At 68.8% G+C, this 20,035-nt stretch carries 17 protein-coding genes and 1 pseudogene; 12 read left to right on the plus strand and 6 right to left on the minus strand.

Features of this window, described 5'->3' with window-relative positions:
* Positions 1-62: 62 nt before the first annotated feature.
* The 6 genes from ACT6XY_RS02375 to ACT6XY_RS02400 all read left to right on the plus strand — a co-directional run bounded on the left by ACT6XY_RS02375 (position 63) and on the right by ACT6XY_RS02400 (position 7,312).
* On the plus strand, positions 63-1,730 hold the full coding sequence (locus ACT6XY_RS02375) for an ABC transporter substrate-binding protein (RefSeq protein ID WP_444746724.1): 1,668 nt from the start codon (positions 63-65) through the stop codon (positions 1,728-1,730).
* A 69-nt stretch (positions 1,731-1,799) separates the two neighbouring features.
* Positions 1,800-3,419 (plus strand): ABC transporter substrate-binding protein, encoded by a 1,620-nt coding sequence (locus tag ACT6XY_RS02380; protein ID WP_444746725.1) that lies wholly within the window; start codon positions 1,800-1,802, stop codon positions 3,417-3,419.
* A gap of 22 nt (positions 3,420-3,441) precedes the next feature.
* On the plus strand, positions 3,442-4,395 hold the full coding sequence (locus ACT6XY_RS02385; RefSeq protein ID WP_444746726.1) for an ABC transporter permease: 954 nt from the start codon (positions 3,442-3,444) through the stop codon (positions 4,393-4,395).
* A 4-nt stretch (positions 4,396-4,399) separates the two neighbouring features.
* Positions 4,400-5,302: an ABC transporter permease gene (locus tag ACT6XY_RS02390; protein ID WP_444746727.1), complete on the plus strand. Its 903-nt coding sequence runs from the start codon at positions 4,400-4,402 to the stop codon at positions 5,300-5,302.
* Positions 5,299-6,306, plus strand: a complete 1,008-nt coding sequence (locus ACT6XY_RS02395; RefSeq protein ID WP_444746728.1) for an ABC transporter ATP-binding protein — start codon at positions 5,299-5,301, stop codon at positions 6,304-6,306. The genes ACT6XY_RS02390 and ACT6XY_RS02395 overlap by 4 nt, the downstream gene beginning before the upstream one ends.
* 10 nt (positions 6,307-6,316) lie before the next feature.
* Positions 6,317-7,312, plus strand: coding sequence for an ABC transporter ATP-binding protein (locus ACT6XY_RS02400; protein ID WP_444746729.1), 996 nt, complete (start codon positions 6,317-6,319; stop codon positions 7,310-7,312).
* Between the two features lie 48 nt (positions 7,313-7,360).
* Here ACT6XY_RS02400 and ACT6XY_RS02405 read toward each other — a convergent pair whose 3' ends face one another.
* Positions 7,361-8,074: a hypothetical protein gene (locus ACT6XY_RS02405; protein WP_444746730.1), complete on the minus strand. Its 714-nt coding sequence runs from the start codon at positions 8,072-8,074 to the stop codon at positions 7,361-7,363.
* Between the two features lie 124 nt (positions 8,075-8,198).
* Here ACT6XY_RS02405 and ACT6XY_RS02410 point away from each other — a divergent pair, with 124 nt between their 5' ends.
* The 4 genes from ACT6XY_RS02410 to ACT6XY_RS02425 all read left to right on the plus strand — a co-directional run bounded on the left by ACT6XY_RS02410 (position 8,199) and on the right by ACT6XY_RS02425 (position 10,210).
* Positions 8,199-8,936 (plus strand): aspartate/glutamate racemase family protein, encoded by a 738-nt coding sequence (locus tag ACT6XY_RS02410; protein WP_444746731.1) that lies wholly within the window; start codon positions 8,199-8,201, stop codon positions 8,934-8,936.
* 53 nt (positions 8,937-8,989) lie between these two features.
* On the plus strand, positions 8,990-9,352 hold the full coding sequence (locus tag ACT6XY_RS02415; protein ID WP_444746732.1) for a hypothetical protein: 363 nt from the start codon (positions 8,990-8,992) through the stop codon (positions 9,350-9,352).
* Positions 9,353-9,419: 67 nt separating this feature from the next.
* Complete coding sequence (locus tag ACT6XY_RS02420) at positions 9,420-9,656, plus strand: DUF2798 domain-containing protein (RefSeq protein ID WP_444746733.1); 237 nt, start codon at positions 9,420-9,422, stop codon at positions 9,654-9,656.
* Entirely contained in the window at positions 9,653-10,210 is a 558-nt protein-coding gene (locus ACT6XY_RS02425; protein WP_444746734.1) for a hypothetical protein, read from the plus strand. Before ACT6XY_RS02420 ends, ACT6XY_RS02425 begins: the two co-directional genes overlap by 4 nt.
* Positions 10,211-10,212: 2 nt before the next feature.
* Here the strand turns inward: ACT6XY_RS02425 and ACT6XY_RS02430 are convergent, their stop codons facing one another.
* A complete protein-coding gene (locus tag ACT6XY_RS02430) occupies positions 10,213-10,620 on the minus strand; it encodes a DUF2852 domain-containing protein (protein WP_444746735.1) in 408 nt (135 codons plus the stop codon).
* 144 nt (positions 10,621-10,764) lie between these two features.
* Positions 10,765-11,373 (minus strand): TetR/AcrR family transcriptional regulator, encoded by a 609-nt coding sequence (locus tag ACT6XY_RS02435; RefSeq protein ID WP_444746736.1) that lies wholly within the window; start codon positions 11,371-11,373, stop codon positions 10,765-10,767.
* Between the two features lie 608 nt (positions 11,374-11,981).
* On the opposite strand from ACT6XY_RS02435, the gene ACT6XY_RS02440 reads away from it, so the two are divergent.
* Complete coding sequence (locus ACT6XY_RS02440) at positions 11,982-12,905, plus strand: DUF2865 domain-containing protein (RefSeq protein ID WP_444746737.1); 924 nt, start codon at positions 11,982-11,984, stop codon at positions 12,903-12,905.
* A 226-nt stretch (positions 12,906-13,131) separates the two neighbouring features.
* Positions 13,132-15,117 (plus strand): potassium transporter Kup, encoded by a 1,986-nt coding sequence (locus ACT6XY_RS02445; protein WP_444746738.1) that lies wholly within the window; start codon positions 13,132-13,134, stop codon positions 15,115-15,117.
* An 18-nt stretch (positions 15,118-15,135) separates the two neighbouring features.
* Here the strand turns inward: ACT6XY_RS02445 and ACT6XY_RS02450 are convergent, their stop codons facing one another.
* The 3 genes and pseudogenes from ACT6XY_RS02450 to ACT6XY_RS02460 all read right to left on the minus strand — a co-directional run bounded on the left by ACT6XY_RS02450 (position 15,136) and on the right by ACT6XY_RS02460 (position 20,001).
* Positions 15,136-16,686 carry a hypothetical protein gene (locus tag ACT6XY_RS02450; RefSeq protein WP_444746739.1) on the minus strand — a complete coding sequence of 517 codons (1,551 nt, stop codon included), beginning with the start codon at positions 16,684-16,686 and terminating at the stop codon, positions 15,136-15,138.
* Positions 16,687-16,699: 13 nt separating this feature from the next.
* A pseudogene (gene metH / locus ACT6XY_RS02455) lies at positions 16,700-19,438 on the minus strand (methionine synthase); the annotation flags it as partial.
* Positions 19,408-20,001 carry a class I SAM-dependent methyltransferase gene (locus ACT6XY_RS02460; protein ID WP_444746748.1) on the minus strand — a complete coding sequence of 198 codons (594 nt, stop codon included), beginning with the start codon at positions 19,999-20,001 and terminating at the stop codon, positions 19,408-19,410. The pseudogene metH and the gene ACT6XY_RS02460, both read right to left, overlap by 31 nt.
* Between the last annotated feature and the right edge of the window lie 34 nt (positions 20,002-20,035).

Below are 20,035 nucleotides of genomic sequence, written 5' to 3' on the forward strand. Positions count from 1 at the left end.
TCTTTGGAATGGCTGGCATGTGCCTTGCCAGTCCGGACGAGGAAGTATCAGGGAGACTTCGTATGCGATCCATATTTCGTCCGGCCTTCATAGCCGGCGCCTTCGCCCTTGCGGGTGCGCTGCTGACCTCGGCCTCCGCCATGGCCCAGGAAAAGGTCCTGCGCATCGGCATGACGGCGGCGGACATTCCGCGCACCCACGGCCAGCCCGACCAGGGCTTCGAGGGCAACCGCTTCACCGGCATCCCGATGTATGATGCGCTGGTCCACTGGGACCTGTCCAAGGCCGACGCCGCCTCCGTCATCATGCCGGGCCTTGCCCTGTCGTGGGCGGTCGACGCGACCGACAAGAACAAGTGGGTCTTCCGCCTGCGCCCGGGCGTGAAGTTCCACGACGGCTCGCCCTTCAACGCCGCGGCGGTGGTCTGGAACGTCCAGAAGGTGCTGGACCAGAACGCCCCGCACTTCGACCAGAGCCAGGTCGGCGTCACCGTCTCGCGCATGCCGAACCTCGCCTCAGCCCGCGCCATCGACGACCTCACGGTCGAGCTGACGACCCGCAACCCGGACTCGTTCCTGCCGATCAACCTCACCAACCTGTTCATGGCGTCGCCCACGCACTGGCAGAAGCTGCTGGGCGAGGTTCCGGCCTCCGTCGCCGATCCGAAGGCCCGCGCCGCGGCCGCGTGGACAGCCTTCGCCGCCGCTCCCTCGGGAACCGGCCCGTTCCGCGGCGTCCGCCTCGTGCCGCGCGAGCGCTTCGAGATGGTCGCCAACAAGGACTACTGGGACGCCGCCCGCCGGCCGAAGGTGGACCGCGTCGTGCTGCTGCCGCTGCCCGAGCCGAACGCCCGCACCGCCGCCCTGCTCTCGGGCCAGGTCGACTGGATCGAGGCGCCGGCGCCTGACTCCGTGCCGCAGATCAAGCAGCGCGGCTTCACGCTCTACACCAACGCCCAGCCCCACGTCTGGCCCTGGCAGTTCTCGTTCCGCGAGGGTTCGCCCTGGCTCGACCGCCGCGTTCGCCACGCCGCCAACCTCTGCATCAACCGCGCCGAGCTGAAGGAGCTGCTGGGCGGCCTGATGGAGGTTCCGGTCGGCACCGTTCCGCCGGGCCATCCCTGGTGGGGCAACCCGTCCTTCCAGATCAAGTACGACCTGCCCGCCGCCCAGAAGCTGATGCAGGAGGCCGGCTTCTCCGCCGCCCGCCCGCTCAGCGTCAAGGTTCTGACCTCGGCCTCCGGCTCCGGCCAGATGCAGCCGATCGTCATGAACGAGTGGCTGCAGCAGGCGCTGAAGGAGTGCTTCTTCAACGTCGAGCTGGAAGTCGCGGAGTGGAACGCGGTCTTCACCAACTGGCGTGAGGGCGCCGGCCACGCCAATGCCCGCGGCGCCAACGCCACCAACGTCACCTTCGCGGCCATGGACCCCTTCTTCGCCATGATCCGCTTCGTGACGCGGCAGACCAACCCGCCGGCCTCCAACAACTGGGGCTTCTTCAACTCCGACGAGTTCGACCAGCTCGCCGCGACCGCCCGCTCGACCTTCGACGACACCGGCCGCGACAATGCCCTGGCCGCCCTCCACAAGCGGATCGTCGAGGAAGCGCCGTTCCTGTGGGTCGCCCATGACGTCGGCCCGCGCGCCATGTCGCCCCGCGTCACCGGCGTCGTGCAGCCGCGCTCCTGGTTCATCGACATCGCGCCGATGGACATCCGCCCCGGCTCGTAAAGCCTCAACTCAGTGACCGGGCGGCCTCGTGCCGCCCGGTCATCATCCCCCACAGGCTTTGAGGTCGAAATGTCTTCGTTGGACAGGCGGCAGATTCTGGCCGGCGCCGCAGCCGCGGCCGGCTCGTCCTTCCTCGACCTCTCGCAGGTCAGCGCCCAGGGCGCGAACGTCCTGCGCATCGCCATGACCGCCTCGGACATTCCCCTGCCCAATGGCCAGACCGACCAGGGCGCCGAGGGCATGCGTTTCGTCGGTTACAACGTCTTCGATTCCCTGATCCTCTGGGACCTCACCAAGGCAGACGCGCCGGGCGGCCTCGTACCGGGCCTCGCCACGTCCTGGAAGGTCGATGCGGCCGATCCCACGCGCTGGACCTTCGTCCTGCGTCCCGGCGTGACCTTCCACGACGGTTCCGCCTTCGACGCCGCCGCCGTCATCTGGAACTTCGACAAGATCCTCAAGGCCGACTCGCCCCAGCACGACCCCCGCCAGTCCGGCCAGGGCCGCACGCGCATCCCCTCGGTGAGGAGCTACCGCGCGCTCGATCCGATGACGGTCGAGTTCGTGTCTTCATCGCCCAACGCGCTCTTCCCCTACGAGATCTCCTGGATCCTGATGTCCTCTCCCGCGCAGTGGGAGAAGGTCGGGCGCAACTGGGACGCCTTCCTTCGCGCGCCCTCGGGCACCGGCCCGTGGAAGGTCGACCGCTACACGCCGCGCGAGCGGCTGGAGCTCATCCCCAACGCCGCCTACTGGAACCCCGCGCGGCGCCCGAAGCTCGAGCGCGTCGTCCTGGTGCCGATGCCGGAGCCGAACGCGCGCACCGCGGCCCTCCTCTCCGGCCAGGTGGACTGGATCGAGGCGCCGGCCACCGATGCCCTGCAGCAGCTGCGCTCCCGCGGCATGCAGATCACCTCCAACGTCTACCCCCACAACTGGACCTGGCATTTCAGCCGGGTCGAGGGCTCGCCTTGGAACGACATCCGCATCCGCAAGGCCGCCAACCTCGCCGTCGACCGCGCCGGCATGGTCGAACTGCTCGGCGGCATGATGCTCCCCGCCAAAGGCATGGTGCCACCGTCGAGCCCCTGGTTCGGCAAGCCCTCCTTCGACGTGAAGACCGACGTTCCCGCCGCCCTGAAGCTGATGGCGGAGGCGGGTTATGGCCCGTCGAAGCCGCTCTCCGTCAAGGCGATCATCTCGCCCTCGGGGTCGGGCCAGATGCAGCCGCTGGTGATGAACGAGCTCATCCAGCAGAACCTCGGCGAGATCGGCATCAAGGTCGAGTTCGAGGTCATGGACTGGAACGCGCTGGTGAGCTCCTGGCGCGCCGGCGCCAAGCACCCCTCCTCCCGCGGCGCCCATTCCACCAACTCGTCCTATTTCAGCCAGGACCCGTTCACCGCCCTCATCCGTCATCTCGACGGCGGCCTCCTGCCCCCCGCAGGCACCAACTGGGGCTACTACGTCGATCCCGACATGGATGCCCGGCTGGCGAAGATCCGCTCGTCCTTCGACGCCGGCGAACAGCTCGCCGCCATCCAGCGCGCCCATGAGAAATTCGTCGACGAGGCGTTGTTCCTGTTCGTCGCCCACGACGTCGCGCCGCGTGCCCTCTCGCCGCGGGTGAAGGGCTTCGTCCAGGCCCAGAACTGGTACCAGGACATCACCCCGGTCACCGTCGCATGACGCCGGCCGCAGGACGCACCGCATGCTGACCTATCTGGGCAAACGCCTCGTCTACACGATCCCGATCGTCATCGGCGTGTCGATCGTCTGTTTCGGCCTCGTGCACATCGCCCCCGGCGACCCCCTGGTGTCGGTGCTGCCGCCGGACGCCTCGGAACAGCTCAAGCAGCAGATGATGAAGGCCTACGGTTTCGACCGGCCCTATTACGAGCAGTTCCTGCTGTGGTGCTGGCGCGCCCTGCAGGGCGACCTCGGGACCTCCATCGCCACCGGCCGCGCCGTCTCGAGCGAGGTGCTGCGGGCGGTGAAGAACACGCTGCTGCTCTCCTTCGTCGCCACCCTCATCGGCTTCTTCTTCGGGCTCCTGTTCGGCTTCGTCGCCGGCTATTTCCGCAACAGCCCCATCGACAAGATCGCCTCCATCCTCTCGGTCATCGGCGTCTCCGTGCCGCATTACTGGCTCGGCATGGTGCTGGTCATCATCTTCTCGGTGCAGCTCAACTGGCTGCCGCCGACCGGCGCGGGGCCCGGCGGATCCTCCGACTGGCAGCCCGACTGGGCCCATTTCCGCCACCTGATCCTGCCCGCCGTCACCATGAGCGTCATCCCCATGGGCATCGTGGCGCGCACCATCCGTGCCCTCGTCGCCGACATCCTGAGCCAGGACTTCGTGCCGGCCCTGCGCGCCAAGGGCCTCTCGGAGTTCGGCATCTTCGGACACGTCGTGAAGAACGCCGCCCCCACGGCCCTCGCGGTCATGGGCCTCCAGCTCGGCTATCTCCTCGGCGGCTCGATCCTCATCGAGACGGTCTTCTCCTGGCCCGGCACCGGCTTCCTGCTCAACGCCGCGATCTTCCAGCGCGACCTGCCGCTGCTGCAGGGCACGATCCTCGTCCTCGCCCTCTTCTTCGTCCTCCTCAACCTCATCGTGGACGTCATCCAGACGGCCATCGATCCGCGCATCCAGAGGAGCTGACCCGATGACCTCCGTGGCCTCGCTCCTGCCGAAGGACCCCGCCAAGACCGTCGCGCCCATCGAGCGCTCGCCCGGCTACTGGTCCGGCGTCGTTACGCGCTTCGGCAAGGACAAGCTCGCCATCGCGGCGGGCATCCTGGTCCTGCTGCTGATCCTGATGGCGGTCTTCGCGCCGCTCATCGCACCCATGGACCCCTATGCCGGCCGCACCATCCGGCGCCTGCGGCCAGTCGGCACCACCGGCTTCCCGCTCGGCACGGACGAACTCGGCCGCGACATGCTCTCGCGCCTCATCTACGGCGCCCGCTATTCCCTCATGATGGGCGTCACGCCGGTTCTGATGGCCTTCGGCGTCGGCAGCCTCATCGGCGTCGTCGCCGGTTATGTCGGCGGCAAGACCAACACCGTGATGATGCGCACCATCGACGTGTTCTACGCCTTCCCCTCCGTGCTCCTGGCGGTCGCGCTGTCGGGGGCGCTCGGCGCCGGCATCCAGAACGCGCTCGTCTCGCTCACCGTCGTCTTCATCCCGCCCATCGCCCGCGTCGCCGAGGCGGTGACCACGCAGGTGCGCAACCGCGACTACGTCGAGGCCGCGCGCGCCTCCGGCGCGAACGCGCTGACCATCATCCGCGTGCACGTGCTCGGCAACGTGCTCGGCCCTATCTTCGTCTATGCGACCGGCCTCATCTCGGTGTCGATGATCCTCGCCTCGGGCCTCTCCTTCCTCGGCCTCGGCGTGCGCCCGCCCGAGCCCGAATGGGGCCTGATGCTCAACACCCTGCGCACGGCGATCTACAACCAGCCGCTCGTCGCGGCCCTGCCCGGCGTGATGATCTTCATCACCTCGATCTCCTTCAACGTGCTCGCCGACGGGCTGCGCAACGCCATGGATGTCAAGGTATGAGCCTTCCCCTCCTCACCGTCCGCGGCCTCGTCAAGCACTTCCCCATTGCCGGTGGCCTGTTCGGCCCGAAGAAGGTGGTGCGCGCGGTCGACGGCATCGACTTCGACGTCATCGACGGCGAAACCCTCGGCATCGTCGGCGAATCCGGCTGCGGCAAGTCGACCACCGCCCGGCTGCTCATGCACCTGATGGACCCGACGGCCGGCGAGATTCTCTTCGACGGCGCGAAGGTCGGCTCGCCCGACCTGTCGCTGACAGAATACCGCCGCCAGGTGCAGATGGTCTTCCAGGACAGCTACGCCTCCCTCAACCCGCGCCTGACGATCGAGAGCTCCATCGCCTTCGGGCCGCAGGTGCACGGGGTGCCGCAGCGCGAGGCCATCGAGCGCGCCCGCGACCTCCTCGCCAAGGTCGGGCTCGAGCCGGCGCGCTTCGCCGGCCGCTATCCCCACGAACTCTCCGGCGGCCAGCGCCAGCGCATCAACATCGCCCGGGCGCTCGCCCTCCAGCCGAAGGTCGTCATCCTCGACGAGGCGGTCTCCGCCCTCGACAAATCGGTGGAGGCGCAGGTGCTCAACCTCCTCCTCGACCTGAAGGAAGAGTTCAAGCTCACCTACATCTTCATTTCCCACGACCTTCACGTCGTCCGCTACATGTCGGACCGTGTCATGGTCATGTATCTCGGCAAGGTCGCGGAGATCGGCCCCTCCGAGGCGATCTTCGATGATCCCTTCCATCCCTATTCCGGCGCCCTCACCCGCTCCATGCCGACCATGGACCCGGACAACCGCACGGAACAGGCGCCGCTCTTCGGCGATCCGCCGAACCCGATCGACCCGCCGCCCGGCTGCCGCTTCCACACCCGCTGCACCTTTGCCGAGGGCGTCTGTTCCCAGCGCGAGCCGGTGCTGACCCGCGCCGCCACGCTCCACGACGTCGCCTGCCTGCGCTCCGAGCCGGGCTCCGGCCACACCATGGCGCCCCCCGCGGCGGCGGCTGCCTGAGGGCCATGACATGCTGACCACCCCTCCGCTCGTCGACATCCGCAACCTCAAGGTCACCTTCACCGGCGGCCCGAAGCCGATCTGCGCCATCAACGGCGTCGACCTCGCCCTCGACCGCGGCGAGACCCTCGCCATCCTCGGCGAATCCGGCTCCGGCAAGTCGGTGACGCTCCGCGCGATGCTGCGCCTCAACCCCGAGAAGCGCACGAAGGTCGAGGGCTCCATCACCGTTGGCGGCAAGGACGTGCTGGCACTGGGCCCCAAGGACCTGCAGGCCTTCCGCGGCCGCGACGTCTCCATGATCTTCCAGGAGCCGGCGCTCGCCCTCGACCCCGTCTACACCCTCGGCCACCAGATCGCCGAGACCATCGTCAAGCACGACGGCGGCGCCTATGGCGACGCGAAGAAGCGCGCCCTCGACCTCTTCGAGCGTGTGCGAATTCCCTCCCCCGAGCGGCGGCTCGACAACTACCCCCACGAGATGTCCGGCGGCATGCGCCAGCGGGCGATGATCGCCCTCGCGCTCGCCTGCAATCCGAAGGTGCTGCTCGCCGACGAGCCGACCACCGCCCTCGACGCCACCGTGCAGATCCAGATCCTGCTGCTGATCCGCGAGCTGCAGCGCGAATTCGGCATCGCCGTCATCTTCGTCACCCACGACATCGGCGTCGCCGTCGAGGTCGCCGACCGGGTCGCGGTCATGTATGGCGGCCGCATCGTCGAGACCGGGCCGATCCGCGACATCCTGCGGGCGCCCCGTCACCCCTATACGATCGGGCTCCTGAAGAGCCGCGCCCATGACGCCATGACCAAGGGCACGCGGCTCGACGCCATTCCGGGCTCCCCGCCCGATCTCGCCAACCTGCCGCCCGGCTGCTCCTTCGCGCCGCGCTGCAAACTCGCCCTGCCGGCCTGCTCGGAGGCGACGCCGGAGCCGGTGGCCGTCGGCGCGGGCCACGAGGCACGCTGCTTCAGGACCGACGCGACGGCGCCCGTCGCGGCCTGAATGTCAAAAGCATGGGCGGTTCGGCGCCCGTGACCGGGCCGGAGGGGGTCACGGCGCGCGGCGGTAGATGCCGTTGAACGTGACGTTGGCGCCGCCGCAGCGCAGGTTGTCGGTCACCACCAGCCAGGGGCCGACGAGCTGCATCCGCATGCGGCAGGCGCTCTCGTCGCCCTTGTCGTAGGGCAGCGTCCCGCCGTCGCCCACGGTGAAGGCGAGCCGGGTCGGGCCGTCCGCGCCGGCGCGCGCCACCGTGGCGGAGACATCGCCGATATTGATCGCCCCGCGCCGCATCCGCTCCGGGTCCTGCGCGCCATAGGTCGCCTGCCCGTCGAGCTGCCAGTTGCCGCCGTCGCGGCGGATGGACATGGACTGTTCCGGTCCCGCGCGCCACTTGCCGGCGAAATCGGGATCGTGGGCGGCCGGCAGGGTGATCAGCCCGGCCGCGGGCAGCCAGCCCGTCCGGGCCTGGCCGTTGGACGCGATGTAGATCGAACAGCGGAAACCCTGGTGGCTGCGGCCGGCGATGACGCCGTTGCCGGGGACGAGGTAGGCACGCTCGCGGCAGGCCTCTCCCGCTGACGGGCAGCCCTCCTGGTCGGCGGCATTCTTCACGAAGGGGAGCCTCGTCCCCTCGTTGCGCACCAGGGCCGCCTCCAGTGCCTCCCCGGCGGTGAACGATTCGCGCCGGCAGTCGCCCTCCCCCGGTTCCGCGAGGGCTGCGGCGGGCAGGAAGGCCAGGACGACGAGGACCGGAACGCGCACGCTGCGAACTCCCGGAAGGATTCCGATGGTCCCGTTCTGGACGCGGTGCGTTTCCGCTTCATTGCGTCGGGTACGGCGTGGCACGATGCGGCTCCAGCCATCCTGAGCCTCCTGCACCGCCGCCATGCACCTGACCATCGTCAATCCGAACACCACCGCCTCCATGACCCGCACCATCGGCGAGGCGGCGCGGGCCGTCGCCGCGGCGGGCACCGTGATCGAGGCGGTCAATCCGGATCACGGCCCCGCCTCCATCGAGGGCTATTACGACGAGGTCTATTCCATCCCCGGCATGCTCGAGGAAATGCGGGCGCGGCCCGCCTCCGACGCCTTCGTCATCGCCTGCTTCGACGATACCGGGCTCGATGCCGCCCGCTCCCTGATGGCGGTGCCGGTGGTGGGCATAGGCGAGGCCGCCATGCACATGGCGACGCTGCTGGCGACGAAGTTCACCGTCGTCACCACGCTGGCCGTGTCGGTGCCCGCCCTGGAGCACAACGTCCACAAATACGGTTTCGCCCACCGTTGCGGGCGCGTGCGCGCCTGCGAGGTGCCGGTGCTGGAGCTCGAGAACCCGGCCTCGGACGCCCGCGCGCGCATCTCCGCGGAGATCGCGCGCGCGAAGGCCGAGGACCGCGCCGAGGCCATCGTCCTCGGCTGCGCCGGCATGGCGGACCTGGCGGCGGCCCTCTCGGCAGAGCATGGCCTGCCGGTGATCGACGGCGTGGCGGCTGCGGTGAAGCTCGCCGAGAGCCTGCACGCACTCGGGCTCAGGACCTCGAAGGTCGGCGGCTATGCCCCGCCGCGGCCCAAGACCTATCGAGGCCGGTTTGCCTCCGCGGCGGTGTCAACGGACGATTAATGGCTCGGAGCTAGGCTGGCCCCGTCGCGTCCCTCCACCGGGTTGTCCCCTTCGTGTCCACCACCTCCGCCGCAGAGCGACGCGCTACCCAGCGCTCTCGCACCTTCTGGAAGGGAACGGTTCTGTTCCCCGGCGGGCTGCGTTCGACCGAGTGCACGGTGCGCAACTTCACGACGAAGGGCGCGCGGCTCGACTGCGGCGGTGTGAACGACCTGCCGGATCACTTCCAGTTGAAGATTCCGCAGAAAGGCGAGACCTTCGACTGCGCCGTGATCTGGCGGCGACTGCCGGACATCGGCGTGGCCTTCGTCGAAGCTGCGGCCGCAAGCGCGGATTCGCTCGTCGACAAGCTCAAGACCCTCGAGCAGCAGAACCGCAGGCTGATGCGCCGTCTCAACGAGCAATCGTCGGACTGACGCCGCTCCGCGCTTGCATCGCGGCGCCGCAGGCGGCAGTGATCCCGCCTGCATTCCGGAGCCTGCCATGCCGCCCAAAGCCGCGATCATCCAGCCCATCCTCATGGCCGCCGTCATGGCGTTCCTGATGACCGCGCTGATCACCTGGCTCAATCTCGGGTTTCCCGCCGACTATTTCCGCCGCTGGATGACGGCCTTCGTCATCGCCTGGCCGGCCGCTGCCGTCGCCGCCTACATCGCCATCCCCATCGCCCGCAGTCTCACGGGACGCATCGTGGTCTGGATGGAGGCGAAGGGCCTGTGACGCCGCTCGGCGCCGCCGCCGCCATCGCCAATGGGGCGACACCGGCGCGCCTCGCGCTGGCGCTCGCCGCGGTGCTGGGTCTCTGGCTCGCGGGCGCCCTCGTCCATGCCCCCATCGAGGCCGCGCTGCGCGCCGCCCCCTGCGAAGGCCTCGCCTGCCTGCGGCCGCTACGCCCCGACACGCGCCATGGCGGCTACAGCGCCGCCGAATTCCGCGATTACCTCGATGCGATCTGGTCCCTCAGGGGCCGCGCTCTCGCCGGCCTCCTCCTCGACCTGCTGCTGGTGGCGGCCGTCGCCTCGGCGCTGCTGCTGACGGCGGGGCTCGTCACCCGGGACGTCCCGGTCAACGAGCGCACCCACCGCCTGCTCCTCGCCCTGCCGCTCGCCTACGCGGCGATGGATCTCGGCGAGAACCTGCTGCTCGCCGTCGCCTATGCAGGGCTCGCCGATGTCGCAGTCGTGCTGCCCTGGATCTCGGCGATGAAGTTCGGCACCGCCGTCGCCAGCGGTGCCGTCAGTCTCGTCGTCGCAATGATGCGGGCGCTCGCCTGACCTCAGGCTGCAGGGCGCGGAGACGCCGCCCGCTCAGACATGAACTGATCGAATTCGGCGCGGTCGCGGCTGCGCTTCAGCCGGTCGAGATAGGCGGCGAACTCGTCCTGCGCCTCGAACAGCCGGCGACGCTCCGCCTCCAGCCGTTCCAGTTCCTGGCGCTTGTAATCCTCGAAGGCGACGTTGCCGGTGTCCGACGGGCCCAGCAGCACCTGGTGCCGGTCGCGCCGCCGCGGGGCGTCACCCATCCACTTTTTCCAGGCGAGGATGGCGAGGCCGATCGGCCAGAAGAGGACGAAGCCGACGATCATCGCCGCGAGTTCCACGGGATGCCAGCGCCGCTCCGCGGCACCGCGCCACCCCCCGTGGAAGGCCGGCATGCGCGGGGAGGTTTGATGAAGGCAGGACATTGACGCTCTCCATGAGTGTTAATGTGAGAGATATTAGCATTCCGCGGACTAATGTCAACCGCGTTTACATCGTCGTGGTGGAACAGGGTGCACCCGCGGGCGCGCTCCGGCTGTGTCCCGCAAGCCCGGGGGATCAGTGAACCGTCAGGGGGTCTTGCCGAGGCCAGACAGCAGCGCCTGGACGCCCACGTCCAGCATGCGCTCCGGGTCGTCCAGCCCACCGGGCATCGCGATGGAGCCAGGTGCCGAAAGCGACGCGAGGCCATGGGTCAGCGCGAAGACCAGCGTCGCCGCCATCTTCACCCGCTGCGGGTCGGTGCTGCCGAGGGCACGGCCGACCGCCTGCTGGAGGGCGTTGAACCCGGGATCATCTCCCGAGGGCCCGCCGCCGGGATGGCCGGTGTTGAACATCGCCGCGTAGTAGGCCGGTTCCTCGCGGGCGAAGGCGAGATAGGCCCGCCCCATGGCGAGGAAGCCATCCGGTCCCCCAGCCCTTGCCGCGGCCCCGAGACGCTGCCCCAGCGCCTGGAAACCCTGCACGGCGATTTCCTTGAGCAGCGCCTCGCGGTCCTTGAAATGCCGGTAGGGCGCCGCCGGCGAAACCCCGGCGAGCTTGGCCGCATCCGACAGGGTGAATCCGGCGGGCCCCCGTTCCGCGATCAGGCGGCGGGCGGCTTCCAGAAGCGCCTCGCGCAGGTTGCCGTGATGATAGCCCCGGCGTTCGGAGAGTTCGGTATCGGGAAGACGAGCCATGATGTAAACAGGCGTGACATCTGCTTTGCCACACGTCAAGCGCGATTCGTCCCTCCCTACCCCCGATACCCTGCACGCGGCGCGCCGGGCGGCGGATGCGCGAAGGGTCAGGAACCCTCACCCAACGCCGGGCGTTGTCCGTCGGAATTTCCGCAATCGAGTCAATCGGGAGCCCCGGCAGTGCCGTCTGCGACAGGCCAAAACCTCTGGATATCCTCAGAATCCGCTTGGCGGACCGTCGCGAGCCGGCATAGCGTTGGGAACCCGGTTCCTGTTTGGGAGATCAGCCGTGGAACTCGTGCGTCACGTCAACATCGTCTACGCGTGCGCCGCATTCGCCTTTGTCGGGGCCATTCTTTTCGGCGCATTCTGAGCCTTGTCCGGACCACCGCGGTCGAGGCGAAAGCCCCGGCTGCGAGATTGGCTTCTGCCGGCCGCTGTGACGGCGCCCGAGGGTCGGCGACACGCTCCCGCAACATCATACCGCTATGGGTGCGCCGATCCGGAGGGAAGGCCCAACCATCGGCCTATTTCCTCCCCGGAATTCCGCCGGCCTCCGGCGGTCGCCCCAGCCGGAGGTTCGACCGATGACCTCGCGAATGCCACGCATGGCCCTGCTTGCCACCCTCGCCCTGATACTGGGGGCGGTCGGCACTGCCGGCCCCGCCGCCGCCCAGGACCGTGACGAGTTCTACGCCATCGCCCGAGGCGAGAATGGTCGCTCCGCCGCTTCGCCGAGCCGCGGCGGCGGCCTTGGCTTCTTCTCCCTTTTCGGCGGCAACAGCCGGCGTCAGGTTCCCGAGATCACCGTCCGTCCCGGCGAGGACGGCCGCGGCGCGACCCGCAGCCAGTCCGAACAGAGCCGGACGGCGACCGGCGAAAACGTCGGCGGTCCCCGCGCCTACTGCGTGCGCACATGCGACGGATTCTTCTTCCCCATGGGCCCGTCTACCTCCGGCGACGCCCGCCAGGCGCAGCAGGAAAGCTGCAACGCCATGTGCCCCGGCGCCGAGGTAGCGCTCTATTCGGTGAGCCGCCAGGGCAGCATCGAGGACGCCGTCAACGCCCGCGGGCAGACCTACTCGGCCCTCCGCACCGCCTTCCGCTTCCGCCAGGGGCTGGAGCGCACCTGTTCCTGCCAGGGCGCTGCGGCCAACGGCCTCGCCCGCCTGCCGATCACCCACGACGTCACGTTGCGCCCCGGCGATGTGGTGGTCACGGAGACCGGCGTGCAGGTCTTCCGCGGCGCTTCGCGTTTCCCCTACCAGTCCCGCGACTTCGTCGCAGCCCGTTCCTACGGCCGGCTTCCGGCGGACGTGAGGCGCCGGGTCGACGAGATCCAGGCCGGCATCCAGGCAGGCGACACCGGCCTGTCGGCCCCGGTCGGCCGGCTCCCGCGGCAAGCCGCAGCTGCGGCCGAGCGGACACAGACCGTCTCGGGCCCGACGTCGGTCTCCATTCCCGTGACGGATCCCCAGCCCGCTATCCGCGTCATCGACATGACTCAGCGCCGCGACACCCTGGTGCGCTGACGCGGCGACAGGCCCCATTGATCCGGCTTCGGCGGAAGAGTAGAAGCATGCCGCCGGAGGCCGTTCTGTCCCGTGTGCCCGACACGGGGCCGTGGTGATCGGCAGCATCCGGCGAGAAGAGGTCGGTGCACCGTCCTGATTGATGCCGGCAGAGAGAAGGCGCAGCTTAAGGTCAAGCGCGCGCTCTCAGGAGCTCCAACCAGACCGTCCCAAAGGTTTCGATCCGATGGCAGAAGACACGGCGGCCGGCGCCCCGAAGCCGGCTGAGGCCGACGGCGGTGCAGCCCGGGAACATCGCACCGAGGGACAGGTACGCACGGTCGAGAACGGCCATGGGCATGGCCATTCACAGGCAAGCTTCTGGGGCCTGCTCGTCGGCTCGGTCGGCGTCGTCTACGGCGACATCGGAACCAGCCCGCTTTACGCCTTCCGCGAGGCGGTGGTCGCCGCCACCGGCCACGGCGCCATGGGCCCGCCTAGCCGCGAGACCGTGCTCGGCGTCCTGTCGCTCATCCTCTGGTCGCTGATCCTCATCATTACCGGCAAATACGTGCTGCTGCTGCTGCGCGCCGACGACAAGGGCGAAGGCGGCATCCTCACCCTCGTCGCCCTCGCCCAGCGCGCCATGGGCAAGCCGAGCTACACCGTGGCCCTGCTCGGCATGGCCGGCGCGGCGCTGTTCTACGGAGACGCCGCCATCACGCCCGCCATTTCGGTCCTCTCGGCGCTCGAGGGCCTCAAGCTGGTGACGCCGGTCTTCGAGCCCTACATCCTGCCGTTGACCGTCGTCGTCATCGTCGGGATCTTTGCCGTCCAGAGCCACGGCACGGCCAGTGTCGCCCGCTATTTCGGGCCGATCTGCATCGTCTGGTTTCTCGCCATGGCGCTGATCGGTGCCATCCACATCGCCGACGATGTCGGCGTCTTCCACGCCTTCAACCCCTATTACGGTCTCGTCTTCGTCGCCAACAACGGCACGATCGGCCTGCTCGCCCTGGGCGCCGTCTTCCTCGCCGTCACCGGGGGCGAGGCGCTCTACACCGATCTCGGCCATTTCGGCCGCAAGCCGATCCAGTGGGCCTGGTTCTGTCTCGTCTTCCCCGCCCTGACGCTCAACTATCTGGGCCAGGGCGCCATGGTGCTGGCCGACCCGTCGAAGCTCACCAACCCCTTCTACCTGCTGGCGCCGTCATGGGCGCTGCTGCCGATGGTGATTCTGGCGACCCTTGCCACGATCATCGCCAGCCAGGCTGTGATCACCGGCGCCTTTTCCCTGTCGCGGCAGGCCATCCAGCTCGGCCTGCTGCCGCGCATGGCCATCCGCCACACCTCGGAAGAACAGGCCGGCCAGATCTACATGCCGGCGGTGAACTGGGGCCTGCTCATCGGCGTCCTGGCGCTGGTGCTGCTGTTCAAGAACTCGTCGAGCCTCGCCTCGGCCTACGGCATCGCCGTCACCGCCACCATGTTCATCACCGCCGTCCTCGCCTGGTTCGTCGTCCGCCGCCTGTGGCAGTGGAACATCGTCCTGGCCATCGTGATCATGGTGCCGCTCATCGTCATCCACCTCATCTTCTTCGGCGCCAACATGCTGAAGCTGGTGGACGGCGGCTGGGTGCCGCTGGTGATCGGCGCGGTCATCATGTTCCTCATGCTGACCTGGCGGAAAGGCACCGCCATCCTCGCCGACAAGACCCGCCGCATCGAGGTGCCGCTGGTCGATCTCCTGAAGAGCTTCGACAAGCGCCCACCGCATCAGGTGGCCGGCACCGCCGTGTTCCTCACCTCCGACCAGTCCTATGCGCCCGCCTCGCTGCTGCACAACCTCAAGCACAACAAGGTGCTGCACGAGCACAACGTCTTCCTCGCGGTGAAGAGCGTCGATACGCCCCGCCTGCCCGACAGCGAACGCATCAGCTACGAGAAGATCAACGACCGCTTCTCCCGCCTCACGGTGCGGTTCGGCTACATGGAGACGCCGCACGTGCCGAAGGCGCTCATCGCCTGCAAGAAGTACGGGCTGAAGTTCGACATGATGTCGACCTCCTTCTTCCTGTCGCGGCGCCACCTGAAGGCGTCCGGCAAGCTCGGCATGCCGCTCTGGCAGGACTACATCTTCATCGGCATGGCGGTGAACGCCAATTCGGCCTCCGACTATTTCCACCTGCCGACCGGGCGCGTGGTCGAGGTCGGCACCCAGGTCACCATCTGACGGTGCACAGGCCCCGGCTCAGGGGCGAGGCGGAAACACCGGCGGCCAGAGCCGCCTGACGGGCGTGAGGTCGCTGATCTGCGGCGGCTGCTGCGGCAGCGCCGCGAGCGGCCTCTCTGAACAGGTGCCCGGCCGCTGCGCCACGCAGCGCGCCCCGAAGCAGACCCCGCCGACGATCCCCAGGGCCTCCTCCTGCCCGCGGGGGTAGAGGATGGTATTGAAGGCCGGCGCCGCCTCGCGATACTCGGCGAGCGAGGTCGTGGCGTGGAACGGCACCGGCTGGTGCATGTGGACATAGCCGCCGCTCCAGACCCAGGCGACGTCGTAGCTGCCGATCCCGCAGACCCCCGTCAGCCGCGAGACGTGCAGCGCCGACTGAACGATGTCCCGGTGACGCAGCCAGGCGAGGCCCTGGTCGGGGATGAGGATGAAATTCGCCATCCGTCCGACGAGCACCAGCGCCAGGACCATGAGGCCCGCCGCGGACCACCACCGCGCCCGCGCCGGAACCCAGGGAAAGAGACCGGGCGGCGCCCGTTCGACCAGCCAGGCCACCGCGCGGGCGAGACCGATCGCCGCCAGCGCCTCGACCAGCAGCATCATCGGATAGAGGAACCGCAGCTCCTTGTGGCCGATCGGCTGGTGCGCGACGAAGACCGCGACGACGAGGGCTGCCAGCAGCGGCTTCGCCCGTGCGCCCAGGACCGCCAGCGGCAGCAGGAGGCCGAGCGCCGCGCCGAAGGTGACGGCGAGCAGCGCCGGATACTGGTACCAGGGCTCGACGCCGAAATGGGCGGCGACGCCATGGCCGATGTTGTAGCGCAGGTTCTGCGCATAGGAGAGGAAGGGCGCCCCCCACGTCCACCAGTCGAGAATGCCCGCGAAGGCGACCGCCGCCGCCCCGCCGAGGGCAATCCACAGCGCCCGCGCGAGCGGCAGGCGCCAGAGCGCATAGGCGGCGGTGAGGGCCACGGCGGGCGCCGTCTGCAGGCGGATCGCCACGGCGAGGCCGAAGAGCAGGCCGGCCACCGCGAGCCGCGCCCTCCCCCCGCTGTCCTCCTCGACTCCGGGGAAGGCGAGATAAAGCGCGATGACGAGAAGATGGCCGGCCACCACCTCCGTCAGGGCGCGGGATGAGAAATAGACGAGTTCGGGGGCAAGAACCGCGACTGCCGCGCCGAAGAGGGCGGGACCCGTGCCGGCGATGCGTGCCGCCCAGAGGAAGATGCAGGTCACCGCCGCAGCGCCGAGCGCCGCCAGGAAGGCCTGGATGACGGGGAGGTAGACGTGCGGGCCGTCGCCCAGCACGAGGCTCGCGCGCATCAGGCCGGCGAGGAACCCGGGCAGGATCCACGAGCGGATCGCATGCTCGAACTCCCACGGCACGAAGCCGTAGCCGAAGACGATCCTGTGCGCCTGTTCCAGCGACTGGAAGATCTCGTCCGGGTGATGCATCCCGGGCGCGAGCAGCCCCGCGCCGAGGCGCAGCGCGAAGGCGACGACAAAGACCGCGAGCGCCGCGGCGCGGCGCCCGGAACCATCGGCCACGGCGCGGTCGAACGCGATCACGGCGCCGGCGCCGTCACTCGGCCGCTTGGCTGAGGCTCCGCAGGATGGCCGGATCGTAGTTGAGCACGGGCGCGAGCCAGCGCTCGGCCTCCTCCACCGTCCAGCCCTTGCGGCGGGCATAGTCCTCGACCTGATCGCGCTCCACCTTTCCGACGCCGAAATAGGCGCTGTCGGGATGGGCGAAGTAGAGCCCCGACACCGACGAGCCCGGCCACATGGCACGGCTCTCGGTCAGCGTCACGCCAATGGCACGCTCGGCGTCGAGCAGCCGGAACAGCGCGTCCTTCTCGGTATGGTCGGGCTGGGCCGGATAGCCGGGCGCCGGACGGATGCCGCGATACTGCTCGAGGATCAGCTCCTCGTTCGAGGTGGTCTCGTCGGGCGCATAGGCCCAGAGTTGCTTGCGCACGATCTGGTGCATGCGCTCGGCGAAGGCCTCCGCCAGGCGGTCGGCCAGTGCCTTGGCGAGGATCGAGGAATAATCGTCCTTGGCCGCCTCGAAGCGTTTGGCCAGAGCCTCCTCGCCGATACCGGCGGTGACGACGAAGCCACCGATCCAGTCCGGCTTCGTGCCCACCGGGGCGATGTAGTCGGCCAGCGCGATATGGGCGCGCTCGCGGCCCTCGCGGCGCGAGATCTGCTGGCGCAGCGTATGCAGGCGGCCGAGCTCCTGGGTGCGGCCCTCGTCGCCGTAGAGGACGATGTCGTCGCCCACGGTGTTGGCCGGCCAGAGGCCCACCACGGCCTTGGCCGTCAGCCACTTCTCGCCGACGATCCGCTGCAGCATCACCTGCGCATCCTTGAACAGGTTGCGCGCCGCCTCGCCGTACTTGTCGTCGTCGAGGATGGCGGGGTAGCGGCCCTTCAGCTCCCAGGTCTGGAAGAAGGGCGTCCAGTCGATGGCGCTGACGAGATCGGCGAGGTCATAGTCCTCGAAGACCCGCGTGCCGATGAAGACGGGCTTCGGCGGCACGTAGCCCTCCCAGTCGAGCTTCAGGCGGTTGGCGCGGGCATCCGCCAGCGGCATGCGCAGCTTGGCCTGCTCGCCGCGCAGATGGGCCTCGGCGATCTTGGCGTACTCGGTCTTGATGTCGGCGATATAGGGGCCCTTCTGGTCGTCGGAGAGCAGGGCCGAGGCGACGCCGACGGCGCGCGATGCGTCCAGCACGTAGACCGTCTGGCCCTTCGTGTAGTTGGGATGGATCTTCACCGCCGTATGGACGCGCGAGGTCGTCGCTCCGCCGATCAGCAGCGGCACGGTGAAGCCCTCGCGCTCCATCTCGGCGGCGACGTGGACCATCTCGTCCAGCGAGGGGGTGATGAGGCCGGACAGACCGATGATGTCGACCTGGTGCTTCCGGGCCTCGTCCAGGATGCGCTGCGCCGGCACCATGACGCCGAGGTCGATGACCTCGTAATTGTTGCACTGGAGCACGACGCCGACGATGTTCTTGCCGATGTCGTGGACATCGCCCTTGACCGTCGCCATCAGGATCTTGCCGGCGGCGGGCTTGTCCACGAGGCCCATGTCGCGCTTTTCCTGCTCGAGGAAGGGCTGGAGGTAGGCCACCGCCTGCTTCATCACGCGGGCCGACTTCACCACCTGCGGCAGGAACATCTTGCCGGCGCCGAACAGGTCGCCGACATGGTTCATGCCGTCCATCAGCGGTCCCTCGATGACGTGCAGCGGACGCACGGCCTGCTGGCGCGCCTCCTCCGTGTCCTGCTCGATGAACTCGGTGATGCCGTGGACGAGGGAATGGGTCAGGCGCTCGCCCACCGGCTTCTCGCGCCAGGACATGTCCTTCTTGTTGTCCTGCTGGGCGACGCCGTCGCCCTTGAACCGGGCGGCCGCATCCACCATCCGTTCGGTGGAATCGGCACGCCGGTTGAGGATCACGTCCTCGCAGAGCTCGCGCAGTTCCGGGTCGATCTCGTCATAGACCGGCAGGGCGCCGGCATTGACGATGCCCATGTCCATGCCGACCTTGATGGCGTGGAACAGGAAGACCGAGTGCATGGCCGCACGCACCGGTTCGTTGCCCCGGAAGGCGAAGGAGAGGTTCGACACGCCGCCGGAGACGTGCGCGTGCGGCAGGTTCTGCCGGATCCACCTGGTCGCCTCGATGAAGTCGACGCCGTAGTTGTTGTGCTCCTCGATGCCGGTCGCCACCGCGAAGACGTTGGGATCGAAGATGATGTCCTCGGGGGGAAAGCCCACCTGGTCGACGAGGATGCGATAGGCGCGCTCGCAGATCTCGATCTTGCGCTGGAACGTGTCGGCCTGGCCGACCTCGTCGAAGGCCATGACCACGACGGCGGCGCCGTAGCGGCGCACCTTGCGCGCCTGCTCGATGAACTTCTCCTCGCCCTCCTTCATGGAGATCGAGTTGACGATCGGCTTGCCCTGCACGCATTTCAGGCCGGCCTCGATCACCTCCCACTTGGAGCTGTCGACCATCACCGGCACGCGGGCAATGTCCGGCTCGGCGGCCATGAGGTTGAGGAAGGTCACCATGGCCTTCTCGGAATCGAGCAGGCCCTCGTCCATGTTGACGTCCAGCACCTGGGCGCCGCTCTCCACCTGCTCGCGCGCGACGTCGAGCGCCGCCGTGTAGTCGCCGTTGGTGATCAGCTTCCTGAACTTCGCCGAGCCGGTGACGTTCGTTCGCTCGCCGATATTGATGAAGGACGCGACGGGGGTGGTCATCAAAAGAGCCTTCAGGCGTGAGCGAGCCAACCGTGGACCCAGAGGCCACGGTAGAACGGCTCGACGGAATGGAAACCGGCTTCGGCCAGCAGCGCTTCGTCACGCGCGGGGGGAAGCAGATGAATCTGTTCGGCGACGGTGGCCGCCGCCATGGAGGCCATCTCCGCCGGCGCGCCCTTGAACCGGGCAAAGGCGCTGTAGCGGGCCATATCCCGGCCGAACCGGGGCGACGCCTTGTCGAGGCAGCCGTTGATGAGGAGGAAGGGCGCGCCCGGCTTCAGCCGGCGGCGGGTCTCCTCGAGCAGTGCCAGCCGGGAGCCGTCGTCCGCCACGAAATGCAGCGTCAGGAAACAGGTGGCGGCGTCGAAGGGGCCGGCCGGTGCGTCCGCCACGAACCCCTGGATCAGCGTCACCCGATCCGCCGCCCCCATCGCCGCGAGCCTGCCTTCGGCCATGGCGAGCATCGGCTTCGCCGGATCGATTCCCGTGAAGCGCCACTCAGGCCCTGCCTTGGCGAGCGCCGCGAGTTCGATGCCCCCGCCGGCACCGACCACGAGGATCTCCGCAGTCGGGGGCACGAACTCGTGCAGCAGCACGGCGGCCATGTCGTGGCTCGCCTCATAGGCCGGAATGAACCAG

The organism is Phreatobacter sp. (assembly GCF_052440005.1).
In the GTDB taxonomy this organism is placed as follows: Bacteria; Pseudomonadota; Alphaproteobacteria; order Rhizobiales; family Phreatobacteraceae; genus Phreatobacter.